Genomic DNA, 19,336 nt, shown 5'->3' on the forward strand with positions numbered 1-19,336 from the left:
TTTTTAGGTAATAGAAAAAGAGTCGTATTAACGACTCTTTATTAAGGTGTTACAGGTGCTTCTGTGAATGTCGGCTTTCCATCGAATGAGATAGTAAATTCAATCTCACCCTTACTATTCGCATCTCCACCTGGTGCTTTGATTTCAGAAATTGTTGCTTTCCCTTCCCATTTGTCACCGTTTGGCTCTGTTACTGTGAATGTCGTTTTACGATCAGGACCAAACTTATTCAGCAAACTAAAGATGAAATCTTGCGCTTTATCTCCATAGAAGCGATGTCCTTCAAATCCATAACCAAGCATACCGCCTGTAACATCACGTTCCGCAGAACCACCACCATCATAATAGTATGTTTCTTCTGTTTCTTCGTTATTGTCTGGATCAACAGACGTGATACCTTTTGCGATAACAGCTTTTGTAGGTGTTTGTCCACCTGGTGTTATGTCGATTTCAAATTTGTACCCGTAGTTCAGTAAAAATGACATAGTTATTGACCTCCTATTTCTAATTCTGTAGTAAAAAGTGCGGTGTATACCCACTCGTTTGCTGCTGTCTTCTCAACAAAATTAGGCTCCACATACACATTGAGTCGTCTTAGTGTATAGGAGCCGTCTAAAGCGTGAAAAACACGCCTGTGAACGTTATTTAGTTCTCTTGCGATAAATTCCATTGTGTTGTTTGCTTCCAGTTGGTTACTGCTTTTTGCGAGTATTTGAATTTGTTTATTGATGATTTCACCTTCAAAATATTGTTCTCCTGGCACTGATGGAATCATTCGGATAGCAATACTTTTTCGTGGCGCATCATTTACTCCTATATCTAATAAATCAGCTTTTATAGGAGAAAATAGGATGCCTGTTGGTAAAGTAGCAATTAAATGCTTCTTTACCGATTCGATTAGCCATATCATATTTATCCTCCTATAAATTCCGTTTAATCTCATTTTCTACGATTCTAGTCCAATCCGTAACGTGTCTAGCCTTCGCTTCCTCGAACCATAAACCTCTGGCATTAGGATTGACATCTGTAGAGAAATTGTACTGAGGATTATAATAGATTTTCCGAGCATAAGGAGTATTCCATTCAATATGTCCCTCTCCTGGTCTACTAAATCTAATGCCCGATCTCTCTACCTCACCTGTATCTTTCGGAATGTAAAAGTTACTATCTTTAAGCACCTGCTCATCCAGTGCAAGTTGTGCTTTTTCAGTAGCTTCCATCACTTTACCTTCAATAGCGGGTGCATCTATTCGAATATTTACTCGGATCATACTAAAAGCACCTCCACATGATGAAGTCTGCTTCTATCATAAAAGTCGCTGACTTTGCTAACGGTCATTTCTTTTCCGTTAAATATAACTTTAGATTTCTCTTTAAAAGTTATTGGTGTTGAATGTACTGCATCATGAAATAACAGTGTTTGCATTACAGTGCTATCACCATTACCATTCATTACGACTGTCTTTTTAGGCTCAATTCGAACCCTTTCAATCGTTACAGCAGGTTTGTAGTTATCACTACCACCCCAAGTGTCATCTTCACCTGTGTACTCCGAATACTGAATTGTATGGATTAATAATGAGCGCCTGATTGGTTTAGCCATGCACACACAACCCTGCATAAAGTAACCCAGTTGGACTTAAAAACTTAGGTACTGAGATTGCATACTGAGCATAGAAACTAGGCGAATCGTCTGCTCCTGCACTCATTCCATTCTCAGAATAAGAGCCAACGTCAAAACCACCACTACCTTCACTTACAGTTGCAGAGGTTTCACCATTAATTGCTAAAAACTCAACTTGAGCAGCAGTAGCTTTCTTTACCTGCTTCTTAATAAAAGGCGCTAACTTATCAAAATCAACGCCTTCCAATTTATAATTTATAACATGATCAATTTGGTCACTAGCACGAGCGATCAGCCTATCTAATAGCGATGTATCTGATACCGGAGTACCTTTGTATTCGTTATTGTAGTAGTCAGCATCTATATACGGCATGTCATCACCTACTTAGCAGTAGACTTTTTCGGTGCTTTTAAATCAGCTAATTCTTTTTTTAACTCTTCAATTTGGTCAAGAGCTTTGTTGTATTCACCTAACGTGACATTACGTCCACCTGTAGCACGTTTGATTACTTTGCCTTCTTCAGTAATCTGGTCAAACCCGTCATTCAAATAGCTAGGGAGAAAATCTTTTTCAATGTGCAATACTTTATTCGAACGTTGCACTTTTACTGTGTTACTCATTTAACACCATTCCTTTCGTAATAAGAAAAAAGAGAAGCTGTAAAAACTTCTCTTTATGCAGTAGTGATATTGAATTTAATACCTGCTACTTTTGCACCTAAGATGAATACATCCCAGTATTTACGCTCGTAGTAAAGGTACTTGCCGCCTGTAGCGGCGCTTGGAGCATCTAAGTCAACGAACTCGTATTTTTGTGGAGATACAACTGCTAAAGGATGAACTAAGATCATGTTGATTTGTTTTGCAGCAGCATCCGGAACAGCACCATTCGTAAAGTTGTAAGCTGTTTTCATACGAGAAGAAGGAACAGTAACGATTGTCACGTCATCTAATGAGTACACGTTACGGTTGATATCTTTTCCGCCACCTGCAACTTCTAATGTACGTTGGATTCCTTCTGCTTCTTTTAGTAATTTCTTAACCGCAGGAGTTACATAAAGTAAACGTCCATCTTGTGGTACTTCTGCTTCATCCTGTTCTAACATCATTTGATCGAATACACTTAAGATGTTTGCAGCAGTTAAGACTGTAGCATCTGCAGTTTTACCTGCTCCAGTGAATTCAGAGTATAGTTTTGAAGCCATATATTTGTCATGCTCAGGGATGCTCTCTTCATTAAGGAATACACGTGTAATGTTAGCGATAGATACAGCCATGTTCGTTTCGTCGATATCTACTGGATCAACTAAAGTACGGAATTCACGGTCATGACCTAAAGTCTTAGGCTCAAATGAGTTATCAACACGACGAGTGTAGTTCCCTACAACGTCACGGTTAACGTCTGTGTATCCGCCTACTTTGATGCTTGGAATTTGAATTGTTTTAGGACCTGTCCATTTAACGATATTGTTGTTAGGTGTATTGTATAACGCACCGAACGCAGCTCCTTGTGCAAACTTTTGTACTAATGCCTCTTGATATTGTGCAGCGTAATTCAATGTAGCCATTAATAAATCACTCCTATTTTCATATTGTTTTAGATAAGTTTAAATGCTGAAGCCCATTGTTCTGCTTCAGTCGGTGTTTTCTTTTGATGCTGACCAGTTGTAAATGTAGGCTTTGGAGCTCCTTGCGGTTCTTCCATTACACCCTTAAAGTGCGGAAACTCTTCAACTACCATTTCAATAGCTTTCGTAATATCTACATCATCACTAACCTTTGTTTTTGCTAGAGTAATAACTGCATTTAAGTTCTTTTCTTCTGTAATACCCGACTTAATTGCAGCGTTTTCCGCTTGCAAATTAAAAAGAGACTCGTTCTTTTCTTGCAACTGAGTCTCAAAGGATGTTATTTTTTCATTTGTCTTTTCTTGCTCTGTTTTGAGGGAATCCTGATGTTCTTTCCATCCTTTTAGTGCATCTTTAAGCTGATCTGCATTTTCTACACCAAGCTTCTTAAATAGAGCTGCTTCATTGTCCTTTTTAGCAGCGTCCATCTGTTCTTGAGTGAAAGTAACAGGTGACTCTGGATTCACTGGCAGTGTAGTTTCTTGTGTCGCTACATTCTGTTCACCTCCTTCCGGTGCAACTGGTGGATTATCTCCCCCTTCAGAGAAGAACTGCATTTCGTTTAATCGTAATCTGAATGGTTTTTTCATCGTAATTCCTCCTATACAATTCGCTCACGATTATATTGTCGCTTGCGCTTCGTCTGATTGATGAACTCTCTCATATTTGTTTGACGTTGCGAAACCTTATTCTTCGCTTCCTTAACGCCTTCTGTATCGCCTAACGCTTCCATAACCTTTACTTCTTTCTTCGCTTTCCTAATTTGCCGTTCTAAACTTCGTTGCTGTTGGCTTTCCTTATATACTTTAGAATTTTCATCAGTGTCATACGGCTCATAACGCTTCGTTGATTTACCTTGGATATATGGATAGATAACATGCCGGCAATTAATCCCTAATAACCCTGCTGCTTCACCATACGATGTACTGGAGAAGGGAGGGTATCGCTTGCTCTTTCCACTTTTTGAAAAGATACGACCTTGATAAGGGTTGCAGAGGGGCCTTGCGCCTAAATGGCTACTAACTTCTATTAGATCCACATCGTACTCATCTGCACGTTTCATTTGCATTTCATTCGCTACATTTTGGCTAACAGAACGACTTATCATATTCACATATGCTTCAGTACTCCAACGTTTACCTACCTTATCAATCAGAGCAGGGATTCCACGTTGTGCCCACTCAGAAACGGTCTGTCTAAGTGCCTGTTGTGGCGTTATGACACCACCTAACAGTTTGCCTACCGTCTTATTTAAAACATCCAGATAAACCTGTTGTGACTGCTTTAGCATCGTTGTATTCACAAGGTTCAGCGTATCCAATGCCTGTTGCTCATAAGTGTTCAAGATGCCGATTAGCGCGGCACTAGTATGCATTGCAGGAGCAGCAGTTAAACTTCCTGCTTGTACTGCTTCCTGATATAACGGTTCATGTTGTTCCACTGCTGTAAATCCAGCACCTTCAAGCATCTTCCGCACTTCTTCAGTCGTTTTACCGCTATGACGGGAGATTGTATTCATTTGTTGTTGATTTAACTTACCTAACTTATTCAACTGAACTATGCGCCAATGTTGGTATTGTTCGAAGTTCTCAGCAGTAAGTAGCAATTCCCTATCATACTTGAGCATTCTGGCCATGTTTAAAAGCAACTCTTCTTCAATTGCATTGTAGATATCTACTACAAACATAGAGAGTTGCTGTAACTTCTCAGGAGGGAGTGCCATTACCCTTCATCTCCTGGACTATTATTCTGTTTTTTGTTGTTCATACCGAAGAAATCAACATCCTCAGGAAGTACTATTTTGTTTTCTTCCTGTATTTCCTTAAGTATCCTCTTCGCTTCTTCTTCTGTTACCTTTAAAACCTTCATAATTGCCATTTTTGCAGATGTAAGGCCATTCATTTTAAGTTTTATCCAGTAATCAGCGTTTGTATTTCGATCTTCTGCGATACTATCGTCAAAGTTTACAGATACATCTATATCCTCAGGAGCAGAATATAAACCGTACAGTTCCGAAATCTCTAAAATAACAGTAATCAGGTCTTTTAACGCTTCCTCAATAATTGTTACGTGCCCATTTCGAGTACGGTACGTTTTGCTATTTTGACTTACTACTTCAGTTGCTGTTTTTAGTCCTTCTGAATCAAAAGTGAATGAACCTGTACTAAATCCCGTCTGCATTGATAAGATATTTAGCAACGCATTAATAGCAGAAACATGTTCCTCTACACGAAGTTCGAATGATATCTCTTTTACAGCTCCACTGTCCATACCTAACTCCAAAGACTCATAAGCTTCATCGTTCGCATCGAAGTAACGGCGCATTTCTCCTGTCATAGGATCTACAATTGTTTTCACTGCACTTGTTGGTACAATAATTCGTTTCTTACCTAATCTGAATTCTCTTTCGAACGAATCAAACGCCACATCTAATTCCTGCAACGTGTCTAAAGCAGAAGAAAATATACTCACACCTAAATTACTAGTTAATTCGATGTTGTTGGCTAAGTTAGGTTTAATGTATACAAATAAGGAACGCTTTAAGTTCTTAATTTCTACTACTTCTTTTAGTTCAGGATACATTTTCTCTAATGATATTTTTGTACCTAGTTCAGAACCATCAGACTCATATAATTCATTTCTGATTACGTATTTACCGTCTATCCAACTATGCCACTCTAGTAGTGTATACTTCTTATTGTTTTTCCTTGTTTCGTTTACAAAGACGCCTTCTGTCACTGTTTTTCCGTTGTCAGCAGTTGGAATGAAGCAATCTGCATTTACGAAACCAATCTGAACTCCCTGATCATCTACATACGCTTTTGCGACAATGCCTCCTAAAGCAAACATATACTCTAAGTAGTTTTGAAATTGTAGATAAAACGAGCTGTTCTTAAGTACTTCAGTTATATAGTCGTGTGTTTTCTCATCAGACAAGCTAATTTCACACTTCTCATTAAAAACAAGATTAGCCATTTCTGACGATATTACTTTAGGCATTCCCATGCTTCTCATTTGGCGCTTATGCGAATTTCCGTCTACCGTTTGGTATGTGACATCATGCCATTTCGGAAAGTAACCCATATATAGCTGCTTCCATTTTTCTATGTTGTTATACATTGAATCAGTCATCATAACATCTTTCATATCTATAACATTACTAATCCCTTTAATCAGACCCAATTTGTACATCCACCTCCTTACCTTTGCAACGATGTTTCCAAACATGTTATCACCGCCTAAAATTTCAATCCGAGTTTTTGTAAGTTATCATTAACGTAGTACTGAAATGCATCACAAGTATGATCATCTACCTTCATTACCTTTGGATCATCACTTTGTAAGCTATCGGCATCCCATTGATATTTCTTATGTTCTTCTACAAAAATCTTATTTTTTTCTGTTTTTAACACAAAGAAACGTCCCTGCGCTAATAGGTCCTGGACGTTATCGATCATATCTATTTTCTTTTTCTTTGCTATTGGATGCAGCCTTATACCGTAATCTTTAAAAAGCTGATTACGAAGCGCACCTTCTGCAGAATCAATTGTCTGTTTATCAAAGTATCTGTTATAGTCTTTGACTACACTGTCTTGCCACTCTTTGAAGTCCTTAGATAATTCACTTGGAGCCTTTTTAACTACCTTATTAGCAGGACTATAATAATACGTATCCAGCAAGATAATGTTTCTTTTTTTAGTAAAAGCAAGTGCCAAGTGTGTTGTAGCAGATACCTGGTGACCTGTATCGGATGCTGTATCGATTAAAATAATGTCATCGTCATGCGGTAGTTCGTCAATTTCTTGTATATGATTCATGTTGTATACCATATCCCCTAAACCAATAACTTCTCCGCCATACATCCACCGCCAATAATCCAAGTCATGAATCTTATACTTCTCAATTTTTCTGATCATCTGCTGAGATAAGAATCCCTTCTTATCATCCATGTATGTTGAATGATGAATAAAATAGTCGTCGTCTCCCGCCTTACTATCTAACCACTCATTAATCCAACTGTAGGGATTTCGTGGTGGGTTATATGAGAAGTATACTTTTACTTCTTTACCTTCAATTTCTTGACGAATGAACGTATCTTCAACGATATCTATGTCTTCTACACCTGCAAACTCCGCCGCTTCCTCGAACCATAGTGCCATTACGTAACCTTTAGCAATCTTCGCCGACTTAAGCTTTAATGGATCATCACAGCCGTAAAAATAAAAAGCAGTATTGGTTTTCTTATGCCTAATAATTAAAGGTGATTTACCAAAGTAAAACTCACTCTCTACACCAAGCATATAAATAGCCCATTTAATTTGCTCATAAATAGAAGTGGATAGGTACTTACCGACTTTCCTCAAACAAACTACATTACCTTGTTCATCTTCTAGAAAATCAGTTATAAGTTTCATCGAGATAACCGAAGACTTCATGGAAGAACGTCCGCCCTTCGCAACAATATGTGACGGTTCTGCAAGCCATAACGAATAGAAATTAGTATTCATCAAGTCCATGATATTAACTGTCTTGGTCATTTTCCATCGCCTTTCTCATGGCTTCCTTATCGTTTACAATGATGACTTTGCCACCGCTACTATTATCATCAGTCAGTTCTTTTATTTCTGCTCTCATCTTCTCAACGTGTACCTTCTGCACTTCCATTTGCATTTTGTGGCGTTCCTCTTCAATTTGCTTCTTGAAGTTATCCGGAACTAAGTCGAAGTACTGCGATAATTTATCCAATGCCTTCATCTTGTCAGCGAGCTTAACTGATACACCGTCTTTCCCTTGTTTAACTTCAGTAATAATCGAGCCGTCTACCAAATCTGCTTCTTGCAAATCAACGAAGTTCATCATTCTAGTGAATTGATTCCCTTCATCATCTTGAAACTCAACTTCCCTTTGTCCAAAAGTCACATAGTTAGTAATATCAGCAAAAGCAATCTTAATGTACTCTTTCAGCACATCCATTGCTTCCACAAATACATTTTCAATTAGCTCGCCCTTTAGTTCTTTTATATAGGAAGAAACTCGTTCGCGTCTTAGTAATCGGCTTGCTTGCACATGAGCGCTTTCTTTGGTGTACCCACTTTTAAGCGCAGCTTGCGTTCCATTGAAGTATTTCACATAATATAAACAAAAGAGCCGTTCCTTTTCGGTCAGCTCTTCATCATCTAATATCTCTTTTAATTTAGCTTTCGTTTTGGGATTCTTTACATTAGTAACGCTCCTTTTTGCAATAGTAACGTTACCATTCATTTGCTCATCCCATTTATCTTGTGATTTCCACTTTCTAATTTGCGAAGGTTTGAGGTTTAACTCATCTGCAATATCAATAAGTAGCTTCTCACCTTTACTTGCTTTATATATTTCAAATGCTTTGTCACGATCTGGGCTTCGTTGCCTAGCCATATTCACCACCTCGCGGTAATCCCTTTATAAAATAAAAAACATCCTGAACGGATGTTTTTTCTACGAATTTAAATTATTTTTTCCATCTTCTTTAACTGTGACCAATGAGTATTTAGTTTCCCATTAGATACATCATAAGAAGTAATTACTAGTCTTTGTTCTTCGCTAATTTCATCAATAAAACTATTTCCTGTATTTAATAGCCATTGATTAATATCCACGCCTATTAAACCACAATCAGCAGCAACTTGTGCAGTACCAGATACTCCTAACACAAGGATTAATTCTTCACCTTTACTGAAACTGATTGCGTCATAATCTCCTAATCTAGGATATTCACAAACCGTTAGATTTTCATCGCTATAAATAATCTTATTTGTCATTTTCTCCCCTCCTTTCACCCATTAATCATTCGACAAGTTTGAACAATATCCTCTATAAAATAAAAAAGCAGCGGATTCGCTACTTTCCAAATAAATGATATTCATATTGACCGTTAGTTCCGTCTTTAACCGCTACGATTTTAGATATCTTGTAATGAAACGAACCATCTTTATAATGAACCATAAGCGATACTTCCTCTTGTGACCAAAGAGTATCATAAAACTTCTTTATTTTCTCATTTGATTTAATGATAAATCCAGCAACAGAACCATCAGCCCAATTTGAAGTTTTTACTTCAATAAATGAAAGTTCTTCACCTTCAACAATGATTTTATCAATGTCTTTTGTTATATTCACGGTATCACTCCTTTACTCCACAATACCATATAATAAAAAAACAGCTCATTGGCTACTGTAATTGTTCAACTATCTCATTAAATAACTGTTGCCCTTTTTCTGGATATCTTTCTAATCCACCATCAGCAAAGTATTCACCTTCACTATTTATTATCTCAATTAACACTTCACCTTTTTCCCAAACCTGTAAAGAGAATGCTACACATGATTCGAATTCTTTTAACGCTTCTTCTCTGTCTGCTGTCGCTAACATAATATCCGTATCAGCATGGTCCCACATCATAACCGTATAGATCAGCATGAAATCACCTCAAAAGAATCTTATTTTTAAAAATCCATAACGAAAACTAATTTATACAGGGAAATGAATATTATACACAGAATGACTGCCGATAAGATGCATTATGTAAATAAGATAGATGGGAAATACCTTGGTATCAGTGTTTTCTTTATTTCCAATGAATAAGAGGTATTCATAATTTTATACATTGGCTTGAAAACGCCATTTTCAGCACCTAATCACCGTTATTTCCTGCATAAACTTCACTATGTTAACTATCTGCATTTTTGTTCAGTTAGTTGCGCAAATCGTACTATATATACGAACGACAATTTAGGGAGGTTTTACTATGAAAATAGAAATTCAATTCAAACTAAAGGTTAATATCCAACAGAGTACGTTAGTAGAATTATTTTTACTAATCGTACATGCTTACCTGGGGCTATAGTCTCGGGTATTTCGTTCGTTGTGTTCGTTTGTTTTGTAACATATCGATAATACATGCGAAGGATGAATACCCATATTAGAATTCCAAAGAAGTCTACCCAATCCACTCCCTCACCCCTTATCTTTCCTTAACAACAAACAAGACGCCCACCAGATCACGGCAGCGCCTACGATAATTGCTATTGTTTTGATCATTCACTGATTACCATTTTAAACGTAACTTCTATTTCATTACCTAATGCCGGTTTGCTCACATCTAATAATTTAAAACCAGTATTCAATAATGTATTTTTACATTCCATAAACGTCGCTTGTTCTATGTTATCTGTTGGATCATAAGTAATAGTTGTTATCGTTTTTACTTCCATCATTATCCTCCTAACCAAATGTCCATTTTGTTCAAATCTACGTTTAATGTGTAATTTCTATATAACAAAGAAAATTATTCTTTCTAAACCAGGGAACTAACATGCAATTTAAGGTAATTGGCTAATTCCCGGTTTACAAAAAATAAAAAAGCCATCACCTGAGTGACAGCTCTTTTCTATGGTTTATAAAAATATTAAAGGGGATGGGAGAAATCATTAACGAAAGGGGAATCTCGCAATCATTTCAAGGTCAAGATTACTCTCAACCTTCTCCAAACCGCTGCATCAACTAGTTTGGCTACACGCCCTGTGTTCAGCGGCTGGGAGAAGAGCAAGAATATGCTCTTTATATCCTTTGAAGTAAGTATTGCTCGAGTTACTTACTTCTGATCAATCTGTGCTCAGTTGCACCGGGGAGCAAGTCCCAAAGTATGAGGTATCCATAACCTCTTTCAACCGACGACGTTCAGTAGTTTGCTCCATGCGTAAGAGCTGTCATCGGTTCAAAGAGAGCTAGGGACTCTCTCGTTTATGCTCCGTAGAGCTGGTCAATACATCGGTTGTCGCAAGACCTTAGCTGACCAATTCGTTTATACAATGTAATTATATCTAGAGGGAATATGTTTATTCCGTCCCCCTGTTTCAGCCAACACATAAGACTGAGAGGAAGATTCAGTTGTATTGGCTCAAACAAAGAGCAGAAGCCCCTTGCTTAACGAAAGATGTGAGTAATTCGTTAAATTAATTCCCGGTTCAAATTGATGAAAAAGCTCATAAGCCCTATCTATATTCCTATTAATATTTAGAAACGCGTAATCATCCAATCATGGACCATCACCCCATTTCCATTTTCAAGAACAACATTAACAGAGAATAAGAGGAATTATGTTCACCATCAACCCAGAGGACATGGCGGTCTCTGAGCTGAACACTAAACATAATAGAAACAGCATGACGAATGCGAGTTATCTCACACCCGCCACACTGGAATATGTCATTGTTATACGTTCATTGGTCTTTTCGTCTTAATGCGGGTTCATACCGCCTTGCCCGCCCTACTATGCGGTATACGTTACCGTGACATTCTCGCATAAGAACGTTTCACTTATAGGTGTACTAATCCTCTTCGATATGCGGTTTTCAAAGGGCTGTCCAAAAGCTCTTGAATGAGCTTGTACATTAAGAATACCGTTGATTTCATTATCAAAATTCCCCCTATTTAGTCCCCTTTTTTGTCGGGATTTTGTCGATGTTTTTAGATTCCAATGACGCTTTTTTCAGTTTTATTTGTTATTCTTTTGGACACTTTCCACAGTCGCATTCTCGTTTAGCATTCATGTAGTTATGCCATCTTGCAACAGCTTCTCCAGGTGACGGTTGACCTACTAAGTATTTCTTCGCTTCTACTACCAAACATTTCTTTTCAACTCGATCTGTTTTCATACCGTTCCTCATTCCTTAGTAAAATTTAAGTTTTTCAAATCATCCCTAAAGATGTAGCGATCAATCGAATCGCATTTTTCTTCTTATAATAGAAGTGATCTTTCTTCATCGATAATTCAGTGTAAATAAAGCTGTCTTTCGGCTTATCCGCATTTAAGTACTTCCTCTTGATAATCTCAGCTTCGTCATAATCTAAAACATACTGTAATGCCTTATCAATCTGTTTAAATTTGATATTACTAATATGTCTTGTGTTTCTAATCTCAGGGAACAAACTGATTCCTTCATGTTGTAACTCCACTTCATTCTCAAAACGAGTTTTTAATGCACGGTATTCCTTTAAAATTTTTACTACTTCTTTCTGCACCTGTTTTTCTGTTTCTCTATCTATAGCTGGTAATAAAGTTAATTGTCTCTCCATGAAGGAATCCCCCTATTTCTGAATTTGTCTTTTTAACATCACGTAAGGTACGTGAAATTTTAATATCTCTTTGTTGAATAAGGGAACGATGACTACAATACAGCCCCCACCACACTGTTAGTCATGGTTCCACTATCCATTATGCTATTGTTCTTTGCAAAGCTGCTTTCTTCTTATCCTCATCATGAATTCTCCAGCCATCATTAAAATGGTCCACTAACTCCTGATACTTAAATACATCGAATATCGTAACGTACTGATTATCTCCAAACCCTGGTTCTTTTCGGAACAATGTATACTCTCGTGTACCTTCGTATCTTTTTATGACACTCACCCCTTTATGATCTTGTCCATTCACCTAACTTCTTGTCCCATATCACAACGATTAACTCCTGTTGATTTTGAAACTCCCATAATCTTCTTCTTAATGGGAATCCTTCATTGATTGCCTTTTTATGACCCTTAACATCTACGACCTCTACACGACCGTTTGAGTACGTCACTTTAAAATCTGGTGTAAACCTAGAGGCTGGTTTTTTCGACTTACCACTCTTCGTTATGCTGCTCTTAATCTCAAAAGAAGGGATTAATATATAACTAGGGTGGCACTCTATATGAGTGACGTCACCCCTGCTTTTTAAGTACTTGTAATAGTTCATTTCCGACTGCGAATCAAAATCTATTCCGTCATAAGTCACTTTCTTTTGTTTGATCCGTGGTTTGTTCTTCTTCTTGGTTACAACCTTTCTTCTAACCACCTAGTAACCTCACTTTCATTTAATATGGTTTACTTCCTACATAATCATCAGCAACTTCCCATTGTTTGAACCATTCTCTTGCATACTTTTGGAATACTTTACTGTGTTCTTCTGAAGTATTAACCGTCCATTTTTTTGTTTCTACAATGAATTTATCCATGTTATCTGGTAACGGGAATCTCCAAGTCATATCCCAAGGACTTTTCCAATACCTCTGCCCGATCTTCCAGTTGTAAATCTCTCCATCTAGTAGCAATACACTTGCATGTACATCGTGTGGATATGTATCTACCCAATGCGCCATTCTCCTAACCTCACTTTCTATTAAAAGGATTATTTTGTTCAAATCACTTGTAACACTTGCTGCAGATTATTAATTCGTTGATTAGCTGCAGCGTGAATTTCCAAATCTTTTTCAAATCCTACAAAATTACGATTGGTATTTATAGCAGCTACTGCAGTTGTACCTGATCCCATGCAATTATCTAGTATCGTTTCACCTTCATTGGTATAAGTCTTAATTAGATATTCAAAAAGGGCCACTGGTTTCTGAGTAGGATGTATAGCTTCTTTCTGTTTATCTGCAGAAAAACGCTGTACACTTCGTGGGTATCGCTCTGTACTTCCTCCACCACTAATACCAACCTTTGTTTTTCCATAATTAGTTCCATCATCCTGGTGCTTTGTATATGAATTTACTGGAGCATGTCCCTTTGTTTTCATAGGGTTATATGTTGGTAATTTCTTATAAAAGACTAAAATACTTTCGTGTGCTCTCATTGGCATCTTCTTTGCATTTAAATGTCCTGTGGCTAATGTCTTTTCCCAAATCCAATCGTATCTAAATAGATCAGGATTACTCATAATTAACTTAGACGCGAATGGTTGAGTTGCTGTTAAAACGATTGCTCCATTATCTTTAATGATTCGTTCGTATTGTTCCCACAATTTATCGAAAGGAATTATTACATCCCATTTGTTTCGTGCAGTCACCCCATACGGCAAATCGCATAGAATCATGTCTACCGATTTATCCTGCAGTAATTTCATTCCTTCTAAGCAATCCATGTTGTGAATTTCATTTAACATCCCTCTACCCCCTGAATAAAACTCAATATTCCGTCAATACTGTAGACAACCCATTAAGTTACTTTCTCCTTGTTCCCCCTTGGAGATGAGCAGTTAGCTTTTGCTAGCTGCTCTTTTATCTGCGCTCAAAGAATGATAAGAATTCGCTGTAGCTAAAATGTTCAAAAGTCCCTTTATCATTTTTAACAGCTATACCGACTTCATCTGGTGTTCTAAACATCTTAAAGTCTTCGTAATTAAACCAATATTCTTTGTCAGCACTAAACCCTCTTGCTTCTATTTTTGGTACAACATACATCCAATCTCTAAGGTTTATTAATAAATCAATTGAGTCCTGTAAAAGATCTAGAGTATCCTCCATATCCATTCTCCTTTTCTACAAAATGAAATTTTTATACTAATCTCTTTGCTATTTCATAAATGACTGTCTCGGTAACAGAGTTTCCTGATTGTTTATAAAGCTGAGAATCTGAGTTTACTTCCTGTGCTTTATCAAAAGCCCAATCCGGAAAGCCCTGGAGTCTCCAACATTCTCTTGGCGTTAATTTTCTGATTCGATAATCAGTTAGCAACGTTGCCTGATTACATGCCGTATCTAATGTTTGTGCGATTTGCTTTCCGACTCTTCCCCTTCTCGTTTTTGAATTTGGGACCGAAAAATTAATGCTATCTCCTACTTCTGCCACTGCATATCCTTGCTTTGTAGCTTCCTTCACCAATACTTTCGGTTTCTTAATGCTGTTCACGTTCAAGAATATACGCTCCTGACCCCAATGCTGATCCGTATCTTGCTGTGAGTGTATTGGCGTAAATTTGTTGTCCGGGTACATTATCAATCTCTTTGTTGTTTCCTCCGATAGGAAATACTTCTCGTCCACATTTGTTTCGAGAATGTCCAATAATAAAGACTCTTTCTCTGTTTTGTGGGACTCCGAAGTCTTTAGAATTGAGCAATTGCCATTCTGCATCGTACCCTGCTTCGTCCAGGCTAATGAGAATTCTGGCAAAGTCCCATCCTCCATTAACTGAAAACAAGTTTTTAACGTTTTCAATGAAAAGGTATTTAGGTTTATCTTTTTCTTTTTGGCTTTTGAGGAGTTCAATCGTTTTATAAAATAATCCTGATCTTGCTCCGGACAATCCTTTTTGTGGTCCTGCGATTGATATATCGGTGCAAGGAAATCCAAAACACCAAACGTCAGCTGCTGGGATTTCTCCTGGGTTAACATCGTTAATGTCATTTACTGTCCACTCTCCTTCAGTGTTATGGATTACCTCGTACGATTTTCTAGCAAATTTGTCCCATTCTACGTAACCTATACATTTATGGCCCGCTCGTTCCATTCCTAATCTAAATCCGCCAATCCCGGCAAATAAGTCTATAAAAGTAAGACTCATATCACCACCTCACTTTCTAATAAAATAACGCTTTTGTTAGAATTCTTCCGTTACTTCTTTCCACTCATCTTTACCTTCGAAAGTTTCTTTATCATGTTCACTTAGCTCTTCAATTACACGACCGCCATAATATCCGTTGTGCGAGTTTCGAACTTCTATGGTACAAACACCTTTGTTAGTTTTGATTTTCCAAAATGCTCGTTCAAGAACTTCTCCATACTCATCTTCTTCAGAAATGTCTTCCCAGTCTCCCCAACGATCACCCTCTACTTCGAAGACTGTTGCGCCAATTAGAGCATCTAAGTCATCTAAATGTTCAAACCACACTTCATTGCAACAATCATTTTCCGTATCCCATTCAACTATTCCATCATTTGTAATAAAACGTAGTGACCAATATCCGTTCCCTACAAAAATCTTTTCAATTGTTTTCCCAACAAGTAACGTGAATTCTCCCGGTTCACCTAACAACTGTTGAATTCCATTTATTAAACCTGCCATTCTCATTCCCTCATTTCTGTACAAAATTCAAATTTGGTCTTACTTCATATCTACACGTTTCTTACTGTCTTCCTCACTAAATCCGTTTGGGAATCGCTTCTTTAACTTATGAATGTTCTTCTCTGCGATCTCATTTAAATCAAGATGGTGCGTTTCTGCTGTTGCTGCAATGTACCAAAGAATATCACCTAATTCCTTTTCCACTTCATCTTCATCTAATGGATGATCGTGATAGATAGCTTTCTTTAGGTGGTCAACAACCTCGCCAACTTCACCAGCTAGTCCCATAGCAAAGTTAGATGCATTCTGTTCGTAAGTACGTCCTTTCGGAATAGTTCTTGTAACTGCCGTTTGATATTCTTTAAAATTCATTCTTCAATTCCTCCAACTCTGATTTTGAAATAAAATGGCCCTACACTAGCTTCCATATACGTCTTCTTAAAATCGATTGAAATACCTAATCGCCACTCATGATGTCTGAATCCTAAACTAAACCCTATTCCCATTCCCTTGCCCCTTCCATCTCACAACTAAGTTTTGCAATCTATCTCTTTCCTCTGTGTGGTGCTTGTAATGCGACTTCGCTATTTGTAATTGCGCTTCTAGATTATTAACCTCGCAAAACCATTTACTAGCTTGTCCCTGTTCATGACTCAGCGCTTGTTCATACAGTTCGATATGTTCAGCCTTCATCCCAACACCCCTTTATAGTCCTAATACTTCCATAATCTATCCGATGTTTTCTTCAAAACCTCTAAAAACATGTTTATCTTCATTACTTCCAACAAACACCAGCGTTGGCAGTGTGTTAGATTCAATTATCGAAATTAAGTAGTCTCTAGCATCTTCGTTTTCGTCGATATTCCTTTCAATAATTTCAACCTCAACTGGACAATTTTCTAACATTTCTTTAGCTCTTTTGCATTTAGGGCAAGAATTTCCAGTGTATATAACAATCTTAGTTGCCATTCTCTTCATTCTCCTTCGCTTCTGCTAATAATTGAGTTACTTCAAATGTGCCATGCTCTGTATATTTCATTTTTCTTCCTCCTTAGTTTTCTTTGCTCGTCTCTATCGCGAAACCAATCTGCATCAATGACACACTGTAAAATCACCCATGAGTGTTCTAGCGAGTACACTGTATCAGTCTTAGGCTTACGTTTATATCTCTTGAGGTTTTTCTTTAGCTTTCTTAGCCTCTTAGGGTTCTCAGCCTGTATTGTTGCCCTCCAGCGGTACATCCTCATTAGTTTCTCGCTCCTTTTCCCCAACATTTATATTTGATAGGTGTATGCAGGAACTCTATAGGTTCATCCTGTCTCTCTTGGTCGCCTGTGTAGTCGCACCACATGTAAGAAAACCATCTAACGTGTATCTGCTTACCTCTTGAGTAAAACCAATCCATAACTTGTTCCGTTTGCCTCATTCTCCCCATCCCTTTCCAACAGCCCCGCCAGTTCCTCGCAACTCCCTTCAAATAAGTCGCGCCCGTCGGTTAGCTTGAATATATTCTTCTGAATCAATTGTTCTATTAACCTGTCTTGCCTATCCATGTTGCCTCCTAGCTTATCTGCTGTACTTCTCTACGATTCATTACTGGCTTTGTAGCCGCTTCATAAGGATTCATTCCTCTTTTAACCCTTTGGTAAAATGTAACGTCCTTAATCCCATTTTTTCTTGCTAATTCCAGGTGTGCTGCATACCCTTTCGGTTTCGTCGCGGCTTCATATGGATCCATACCATTTTTTATTCTTTTGAATAGTGTTGGCTTGCTAATCCCATTCCTTTCAGCAAGAGTTATCATCCCAGCGTTGATTCCGCCTTTACGTTTTCTGATTGGTACCGTTATAGCGCGTTCTATCTCCCATCCGTATTCATTAACTCGTTGATATACATTGGATTTGCTAATGCCGTTCTTAGCTGCCCTCTCATAATCTTCATCAGTAATAACAGGCCCGTAATACCTCACGATACTCCCTCCTTACCCTTCATAGAACAACGTCTCCCTGTATTAATTACTGGTGTTGTTGCTGCTCTCTCCATATCCCATTTCTGAGTGCGAATTCGTGATATGAAAGTTTGGTAGCCGATACCGTTGTTCTTTGCGATATTTAACCATGTTTTTTCTGTTTTATCTTTTTGCCTTGTCGGTTTCGTCGCTGCATCTTTATAACTCCATCCGAGCGCGTTTATCCTGTTGTAAAATGTGCTACTATTTATCCCGTTTTCTGCCGCCACTTTGAACCAATCGCCATGTTTTCTTTCGTATTCGTGTCTTACTGTCCCTATTGGCGCCGTTATCGCTTCTTCTACATCCCAATTAAAGTCATACACTCTGCTTTGTAGCCTTTTCCTGTTTATCCCGTTAGCTGCTGCCCTTGCATATTCCTCATCAGTTAACCAACGATCTAAAGCCATTCCCTTTCCCTCCTTAAATAATCTCTTTTAATTCGCCGTTTTCATCGTAGCGATTCCCTTGCTTTCCTGGTGGCTTCGTTGCTGCTAAATGATATGACCAACCTCTTTTTAATCGGCTATAGAATGTAAAACGTGATACGCCATTTTGTTCGGCAATATGCATCCACTCTCCATGTTTTCTATCAAAGTCCATTTTCTTTGTGCCAACCGGTTGTGTTATTGCTCTTTCGATATCCCAGTCATAACGGTATATACGCTCTTGCAACCTTCTTCTGTTAATCCCATTTAATTCAGCTTTTTTATAATGCTCGTCCAAGATAAAGAAGTTCATCACTATTCCCCTTTCTTAATCCAATGCCATTATTTCCGCTAACGATCTGTCCGATATATAAGTATCAATAATTTGAATTCGCCCGTATTTATCTTTAGCCATTCCCATGGCTTCGCTCTCTGACTTCGCTTCAAACCATCTAAGCTTCCATTTGTCGTCCTTATCGTAAAACTCAACTGAGTACGTTATGACGCTTGTGTCACGTTTTAAAAACTTCTCTGATGTGCTCTTTGCTGCGTAATCAAAACTCCCGACAACGTCTTCCAGTGTTAATTGCTTCATGCCACTTCCCCGGCTTTCTCTAACTGTTGCAGACGACGATACGTTTCCTTTAACCTTTCAATTACTTCCTCGCGTCTTCTATCCACCTCTTCAGGTGTAATATTTGCCGCTTCGCAAACACATGGCCCAAACTGATACATACCTGTTCCAATGTCGTTTTGAATTACTCCCGTTCCGTTACATACACACATC

35 protein-coding genes and 1 pseudogene are annotated in these 19,336 nt (G+C 38.0%); all 36 read right to left on the reverse strand.

Going from position 1 to position 19,336, the window contains the following annotated elements; translation table 11 throughout:
• Positions 1-41: 41 nt before the first annotated feature.
• The 36 genes and pseudogenes from AC1Q51_RS27010 to AC1Q51_RS27185 all read right to left on the reverse strand — a co-directional run bounded on the left by AC1Q51_RS27010 (position 42) and on the right by AC1Q51_RS27185 (position 19,335).
• On the reverse strand, positions 42-485 hold the full coding sequence (locus tag AC1Q51_RS27010; protein WP_098191945.1) for a phage tail tube protein: 444 nt from the start codon (positions 483-485) through the stop codon (positions 42-44).
• 2 nt (positions 486-487) lie between these two features.
• A complete protein-coding gene (locus AC1Q51_RS27015; protein WP_492331824.1) occupies positions 488-910 on the reverse strand; it encodes a phage tail terminator protein in 423 nt (140 codons plus the stop codon).
• Between the two features lie 10 nt (positions 911-920).
• Positions 921-1,271 (reverse strand): minor capsid protein, encoded by a 351-nt coding sequence (locus AC1Q51_RS27020; RefSeq protein WP_492331825.1) that lies wholly within the window; start codon positions 1,269-1,271, stop codon positions 921-923.
• Positions 1,268-1,603, reverse strand: a complete 336-nt coding sequence (locus AC1Q51_RS27025) for a putative minor capsid protein (RefSeq protein WP_492331826.1) — start codon at positions 1,601-1,603, stop codon at positions 1,268-1,270. Before AC1Q51_RS27025 ends, AC1Q51_RS27020 begins: the two co-directional genes overlap by 4 nt.
• Entirely contained in the window at positions 1,596-1,997 is a 402-nt protein-coding gene (locus AC1Q51_RS27030) for a head-tail connector protein (RefSeq protein ID WP_492331827.1), read from the reverse strand. Before AC1Q51_RS27030 ends, AC1Q51_RS27025 begins: the two co-directional genes overlap by 8 nt.
• 8 nt (positions 1,998-2,005) lie before the next feature.
• On the reverse strand, positions 2,006-2,245 hold the full coding sequence (locus tag AC1Q51_RS27035) for a hypothetical protein (protein WP_492331828.1): 240 nt from the start codon (positions 2,243-2,245) through the stop codon (positions 2,006-2,008).
• A gap of 53 nt (positions 2,246-2,298) precedes the next feature.
• Positions 2,299-3,192, reverse strand: a complete 894-nt coding sequence (locus AC1Q51_RS27040; RefSeq protein WP_492331829.1) for a capsid protein — start codon at positions 3,190-3,192, stop codon at positions 2,299-2,301.
• Between the two features lie 29 nt (positions 3,193-3,221).
• Entirely contained in the window at positions 3,222-3,842 is a 621-nt protein-coding gene (locus tag AC1Q51_RS27045; protein ID WP_098830876.1) for a hypothetical protein, read from the reverse strand.
• A gap of 11 nt (positions 3,843-3,853) precedes the next feature.
• Entirely contained in the window at positions 3,854-4,975 is a 1,122-nt protein-coding gene (locus tag AC1Q51_RS27050; protein ID WP_492331830.1) for a phage minor capsid protein, read from the reverse strand.
• On the reverse strand, positions 4,975-6,480 hold the full coding sequence (locus AC1Q51_RS27055; RefSeq protein WP_492331831.1) for a phage portal protein: 1,506 nt from the start codon (positions 6,478-6,480) through the stop codon (positions 4,975-4,977). Before AC1Q51_RS27055 ends, AC1Q51_RS27050 begins: the two co-directional genes overlap by 1 nt.
• Before the next feature lie 11 nt (positions 6,481-6,491).
• Positions 6,492-7,790, reverse strand: coding sequence for a PBSX family phage terminase large subunit (locus tag AC1Q51_RS27060; RefSeq protein ID WP_098191935.1), 1,299 nt, complete (start codon positions 7,788-7,790; stop codon positions 6,492-6,494).
• The gene (locus AC1Q51_RS27065) at positions 7,774-8,667 is read right to left on the reverse strand and encodes a terminase small subunit (protein WP_492331832.1); all 894 of its coding nucleotides are present in this window, start codon (positions 8,665-8,667) and stop codon (positions 7,774-7,776) included. The genes AC1Q51_RS27060 and AC1Q51_RS27065 overlap by 17 nt, the downstream gene beginning before the upstream one ends.
• A gap of 68 nt (positions 8,668-8,735) precedes the next feature.
• Positions 8,736-9,050, reverse strand: coding sequence for a hypothetical protein (locus AC1Q51_RS27070; protein ID WP_492331833.1), 315 nt, complete (start codon positions 9,048-9,050; stop codon positions 8,736-8,738).
• A 79-nt stretch (positions 9,051-9,129) separates the two neighbouring features.
• Entirely contained in the window at positions 9,130-9,408 is a 279-nt protein-coding gene (locus tag AC1Q51_RS27075) for a hypothetical protein (RefSeq protein ID WP_098191932.1), read from the reverse strand.
• A gap of 52 nt (positions 9,409-9,460) precedes the next feature.
• Positions 9,461-9,709, reverse strand: coding sequence for a hypothetical protein (locus AC1Q51_RS27080; RefSeq protein WP_492331834.1), 249 nt, complete (start codon positions 9,707-9,709; stop codon positions 9,461-9,463).
• 359 nt (positions 9,710-10,068) lie between these two features.
• A complete protein-coding gene (locus AC1Q51_RS27085; protein ID WP_492331835.1) occupies positions 10,069-10,242 on the reverse strand; it encodes a hypothetical protein in 174 nt (57 codons plus the stop codon).
• Positions 10,243-10,326: 84 nt separating this feature from the next.
• Positions 10,327-10,503 carry a hypothetical protein gene (locus AC1Q51_RS27090; protein WP_200458819.1) on the reverse strand — a complete coding sequence of 59 codons (177 nt, stop codon included), beginning with the start codon at positions 10,501-10,503 and terminating at the stop codon, positions 10,327-10,329.
• 1,290 nt (positions 10,504-11,793) lie between these two features.
• Positions 11,794-11,946, reverse strand: coding sequence for a hypothetical protein (locus AC1Q51_RS27095; protein WP_492331836.1), 153 nt, complete (start codon positions 11,944-11,946; stop codon positions 11,794-11,796).
• A gap of 34 nt (positions 11,947-11,980) precedes the next feature.
• Positions 11,981-12,367, reverse strand: coding sequence for an ArpU family phage packaging/lysis transcriptional regulator (locus tag AC1Q51_RS27100; protein WP_000441085.1), 387 nt, complete (start codon positions 12,365-12,367; stop codon positions 11,981-11,983).
• Between the two features lie 139 nt (positions 12,368-12,506).
• The gene (locus AC1Q51_RS27105) at positions 12,507-12,725 is read right to left on the reverse strand and encodes a hypothetical protein (protein WP_492331837.1); all 219 of its coding nucleotides are present in this window, start codon (positions 12,723-12,725) and stop codon (positions 12,507-12,509) included.
• Positions 12,706-13,125: a DUF1064 domain-containing protein gene (locus AC1Q51_RS27110; protein WP_492331838.1), complete on the reverse strand. Its 420-nt coding sequence runs from the start codon at positions 13,123-13,125 to the stop codon at positions 12,706-12,708. Before AC1Q51_RS27110 ends, AC1Q51_RS27105 begins: the two co-directional genes overlap by 20 nt.
• Positions 13,126-13,144: 19 nt before the next feature.
• Positions 13,145-13,429 carry a hypothetical protein gene (locus tag AC1Q51_RS27115; protein ID WP_492331839.1) on the reverse strand — a complete coding sequence of 95 codons (285 nt, stop codon included), beginning with the start codon at positions 13,427-13,429 and terminating at the stop codon, positions 13,145-13,147.
• Positions 13,430-13,467: 38 nt separating this feature from the next.
• On the reverse strand, positions 13,468-14,214 hold the full coding sequence (locus tag AC1Q51_RS27120; RefSeq protein ID WP_492331840.1) for a DNA-methyltransferase: 747 nt from the start codon (positions 14,212-14,214) through the stop codon (positions 13,468-13,470).
• A 115-nt stretch (positions 14,215-14,329) separates the two neighbouring features.
• Positions 14,330-14,575 (reverse strand): hypothetical protein, encoded by a 246-nt coding sequence (locus tag AC1Q51_RS27125; protein ID WP_098297616.1) that lies wholly within the window; start codon positions 14,573-14,575, stop codon positions 14,330-14,332.
• Positions 14,576-14,606: 31 nt separating this feature from the next.
• Positions 14,607-15,612: pseudogene (locus AC1Q51_RS27130) on the reverse strand (DNA cytosine methyltransferase).
• Positions 15,613-15,648: 36 nt separating this feature from the next.
• Positions 15,649-16,113, reverse strand: a complete 465-nt coding sequence (locus AC1Q51_RS27135) for a DUF7448 domain-containing protein (protein ID WP_492331841.1) — start codon at positions 16,111-16,113, stop codon at positions 15,649-15,651.
• A gap of 39 nt (positions 16,114-16,152) precedes the next feature.
• Positions 16,153-16,485, reverse strand: a complete 333-nt coding sequence (locus tag AC1Q51_RS27140) for a nucleoside triphosphate pyrophosphohydrolase family protein (protein WP_098400584.1) — start codon at positions 16,483-16,485, stop codon at positions 16,153-16,155.
• A complete protein-coding gene (locus AC1Q51_RS27145; protein ID WP_202441529.1) occupies positions 16,482-16,619 on the reverse strand; it encodes a hypothetical protein in 138 nt (45 codons plus the stop codon). The genes AC1Q51_RS27140 and AC1Q51_RS27145 overlap by 4 nt, the downstream gene beginning before the upstream one ends.
• Entirely contained in the window at positions 16,603-16,806 is a 204-nt protein-coding gene (locus tag AC1Q51_RS27150; protein WP_492331842.1) for a hypothetical protein, read from the reverse strand. Before AC1Q51_RS27150 ends, AC1Q51_RS27145 begins: the two co-directional genes overlap by 17 nt.
• Positions 16,807-16,842: 36 nt before the next feature.
• Positions 16,843-17,082 carry a glutaredoxin family protein gene (locus tag AC1Q51_RS27155; RefSeq protein WP_492331843.1) on the reverse strand — a complete coding sequence of 80 codons (240 nt, stop codon included), beginning with the start codon at positions 17,080-17,082 and terminating at the stop codon, positions 16,843-16,845.
• A 410-nt stretch (positions 17,083-17,492) separates the two neighbouring features.
• Positions 17,493-17,666: a Fur-regulated basic protein FbpA gene (locus AC1Q51_RS27160; RefSeq protein ID WP_492331844.1), complete on the reverse strand. Its 174-nt coding sequence runs from the start codon at positions 17,664-17,666 to the stop codon at positions 17,493-17,495.
• Positions 17,667-17,674: 8 nt separating this feature from the next.
• Positions 17,675-18,082: a hypothetical protein gene (locus tag AC1Q51_RS27165; protein WP_492331845.1), complete on the reverse strand. Its 408-nt coding sequence runs from the start codon at positions 18,080-18,082 to the stop codon at positions 17,675-17,677.
• Positions 18,079-18,531, reverse strand: coding sequence for a nucleoside permease (locus AC1Q51_RS27170; RefSeq protein ID WP_492331846.1), 453 nt, complete (start codon positions 18,529-18,531; stop codon positions 18,079-18,081). Before AC1Q51_RS27170 ends, AC1Q51_RS27165 begins: the two co-directional genes overlap by 4 nt.
• Before the next feature lie 13 nt (positions 18,532-18,544).
• The gene (locus tag AC1Q51_RS27175; RefSeq protein WP_240383967.1) at positions 18,545-18,862 is read right to left on the reverse strand and encodes a hypothetical protein; all 318 of its coding nucleotides are present in this window, start codon (positions 18,860-18,862) and stop codon (positions 18,545-18,547) included.
• Positions 18,863-18,877: 15 nt separating this feature from the next.
• Positions 18,878-19,144, reverse strand: coding sequence for a hypothetical protein (locus AC1Q51_RS27180; RefSeq protein ID WP_492331847.1), 267 nt, complete (start codon positions 19,142-19,144; stop codon positions 18,878-18,880).
• On the reverse strand, positions 19,141-19,335 hold the full coding sequence (locus AC1Q51_RS27185) for a hypothetical protein (RefSeq protein ID WP_492331848.1): 195 nt from the start codon (positions 19,333-19,335) through the stop codon (positions 19,141-19,143). The genes AC1Q51_RS27180 and AC1Q51_RS27185 overlap by 4 nt, the downstream gene beginning before the upstream one ends.
• Position 19,336: the final 1 nt, after the last annotated feature.

It is taken from the genome of Bacillus sp. MT94, from assembly GCF_058792475.1.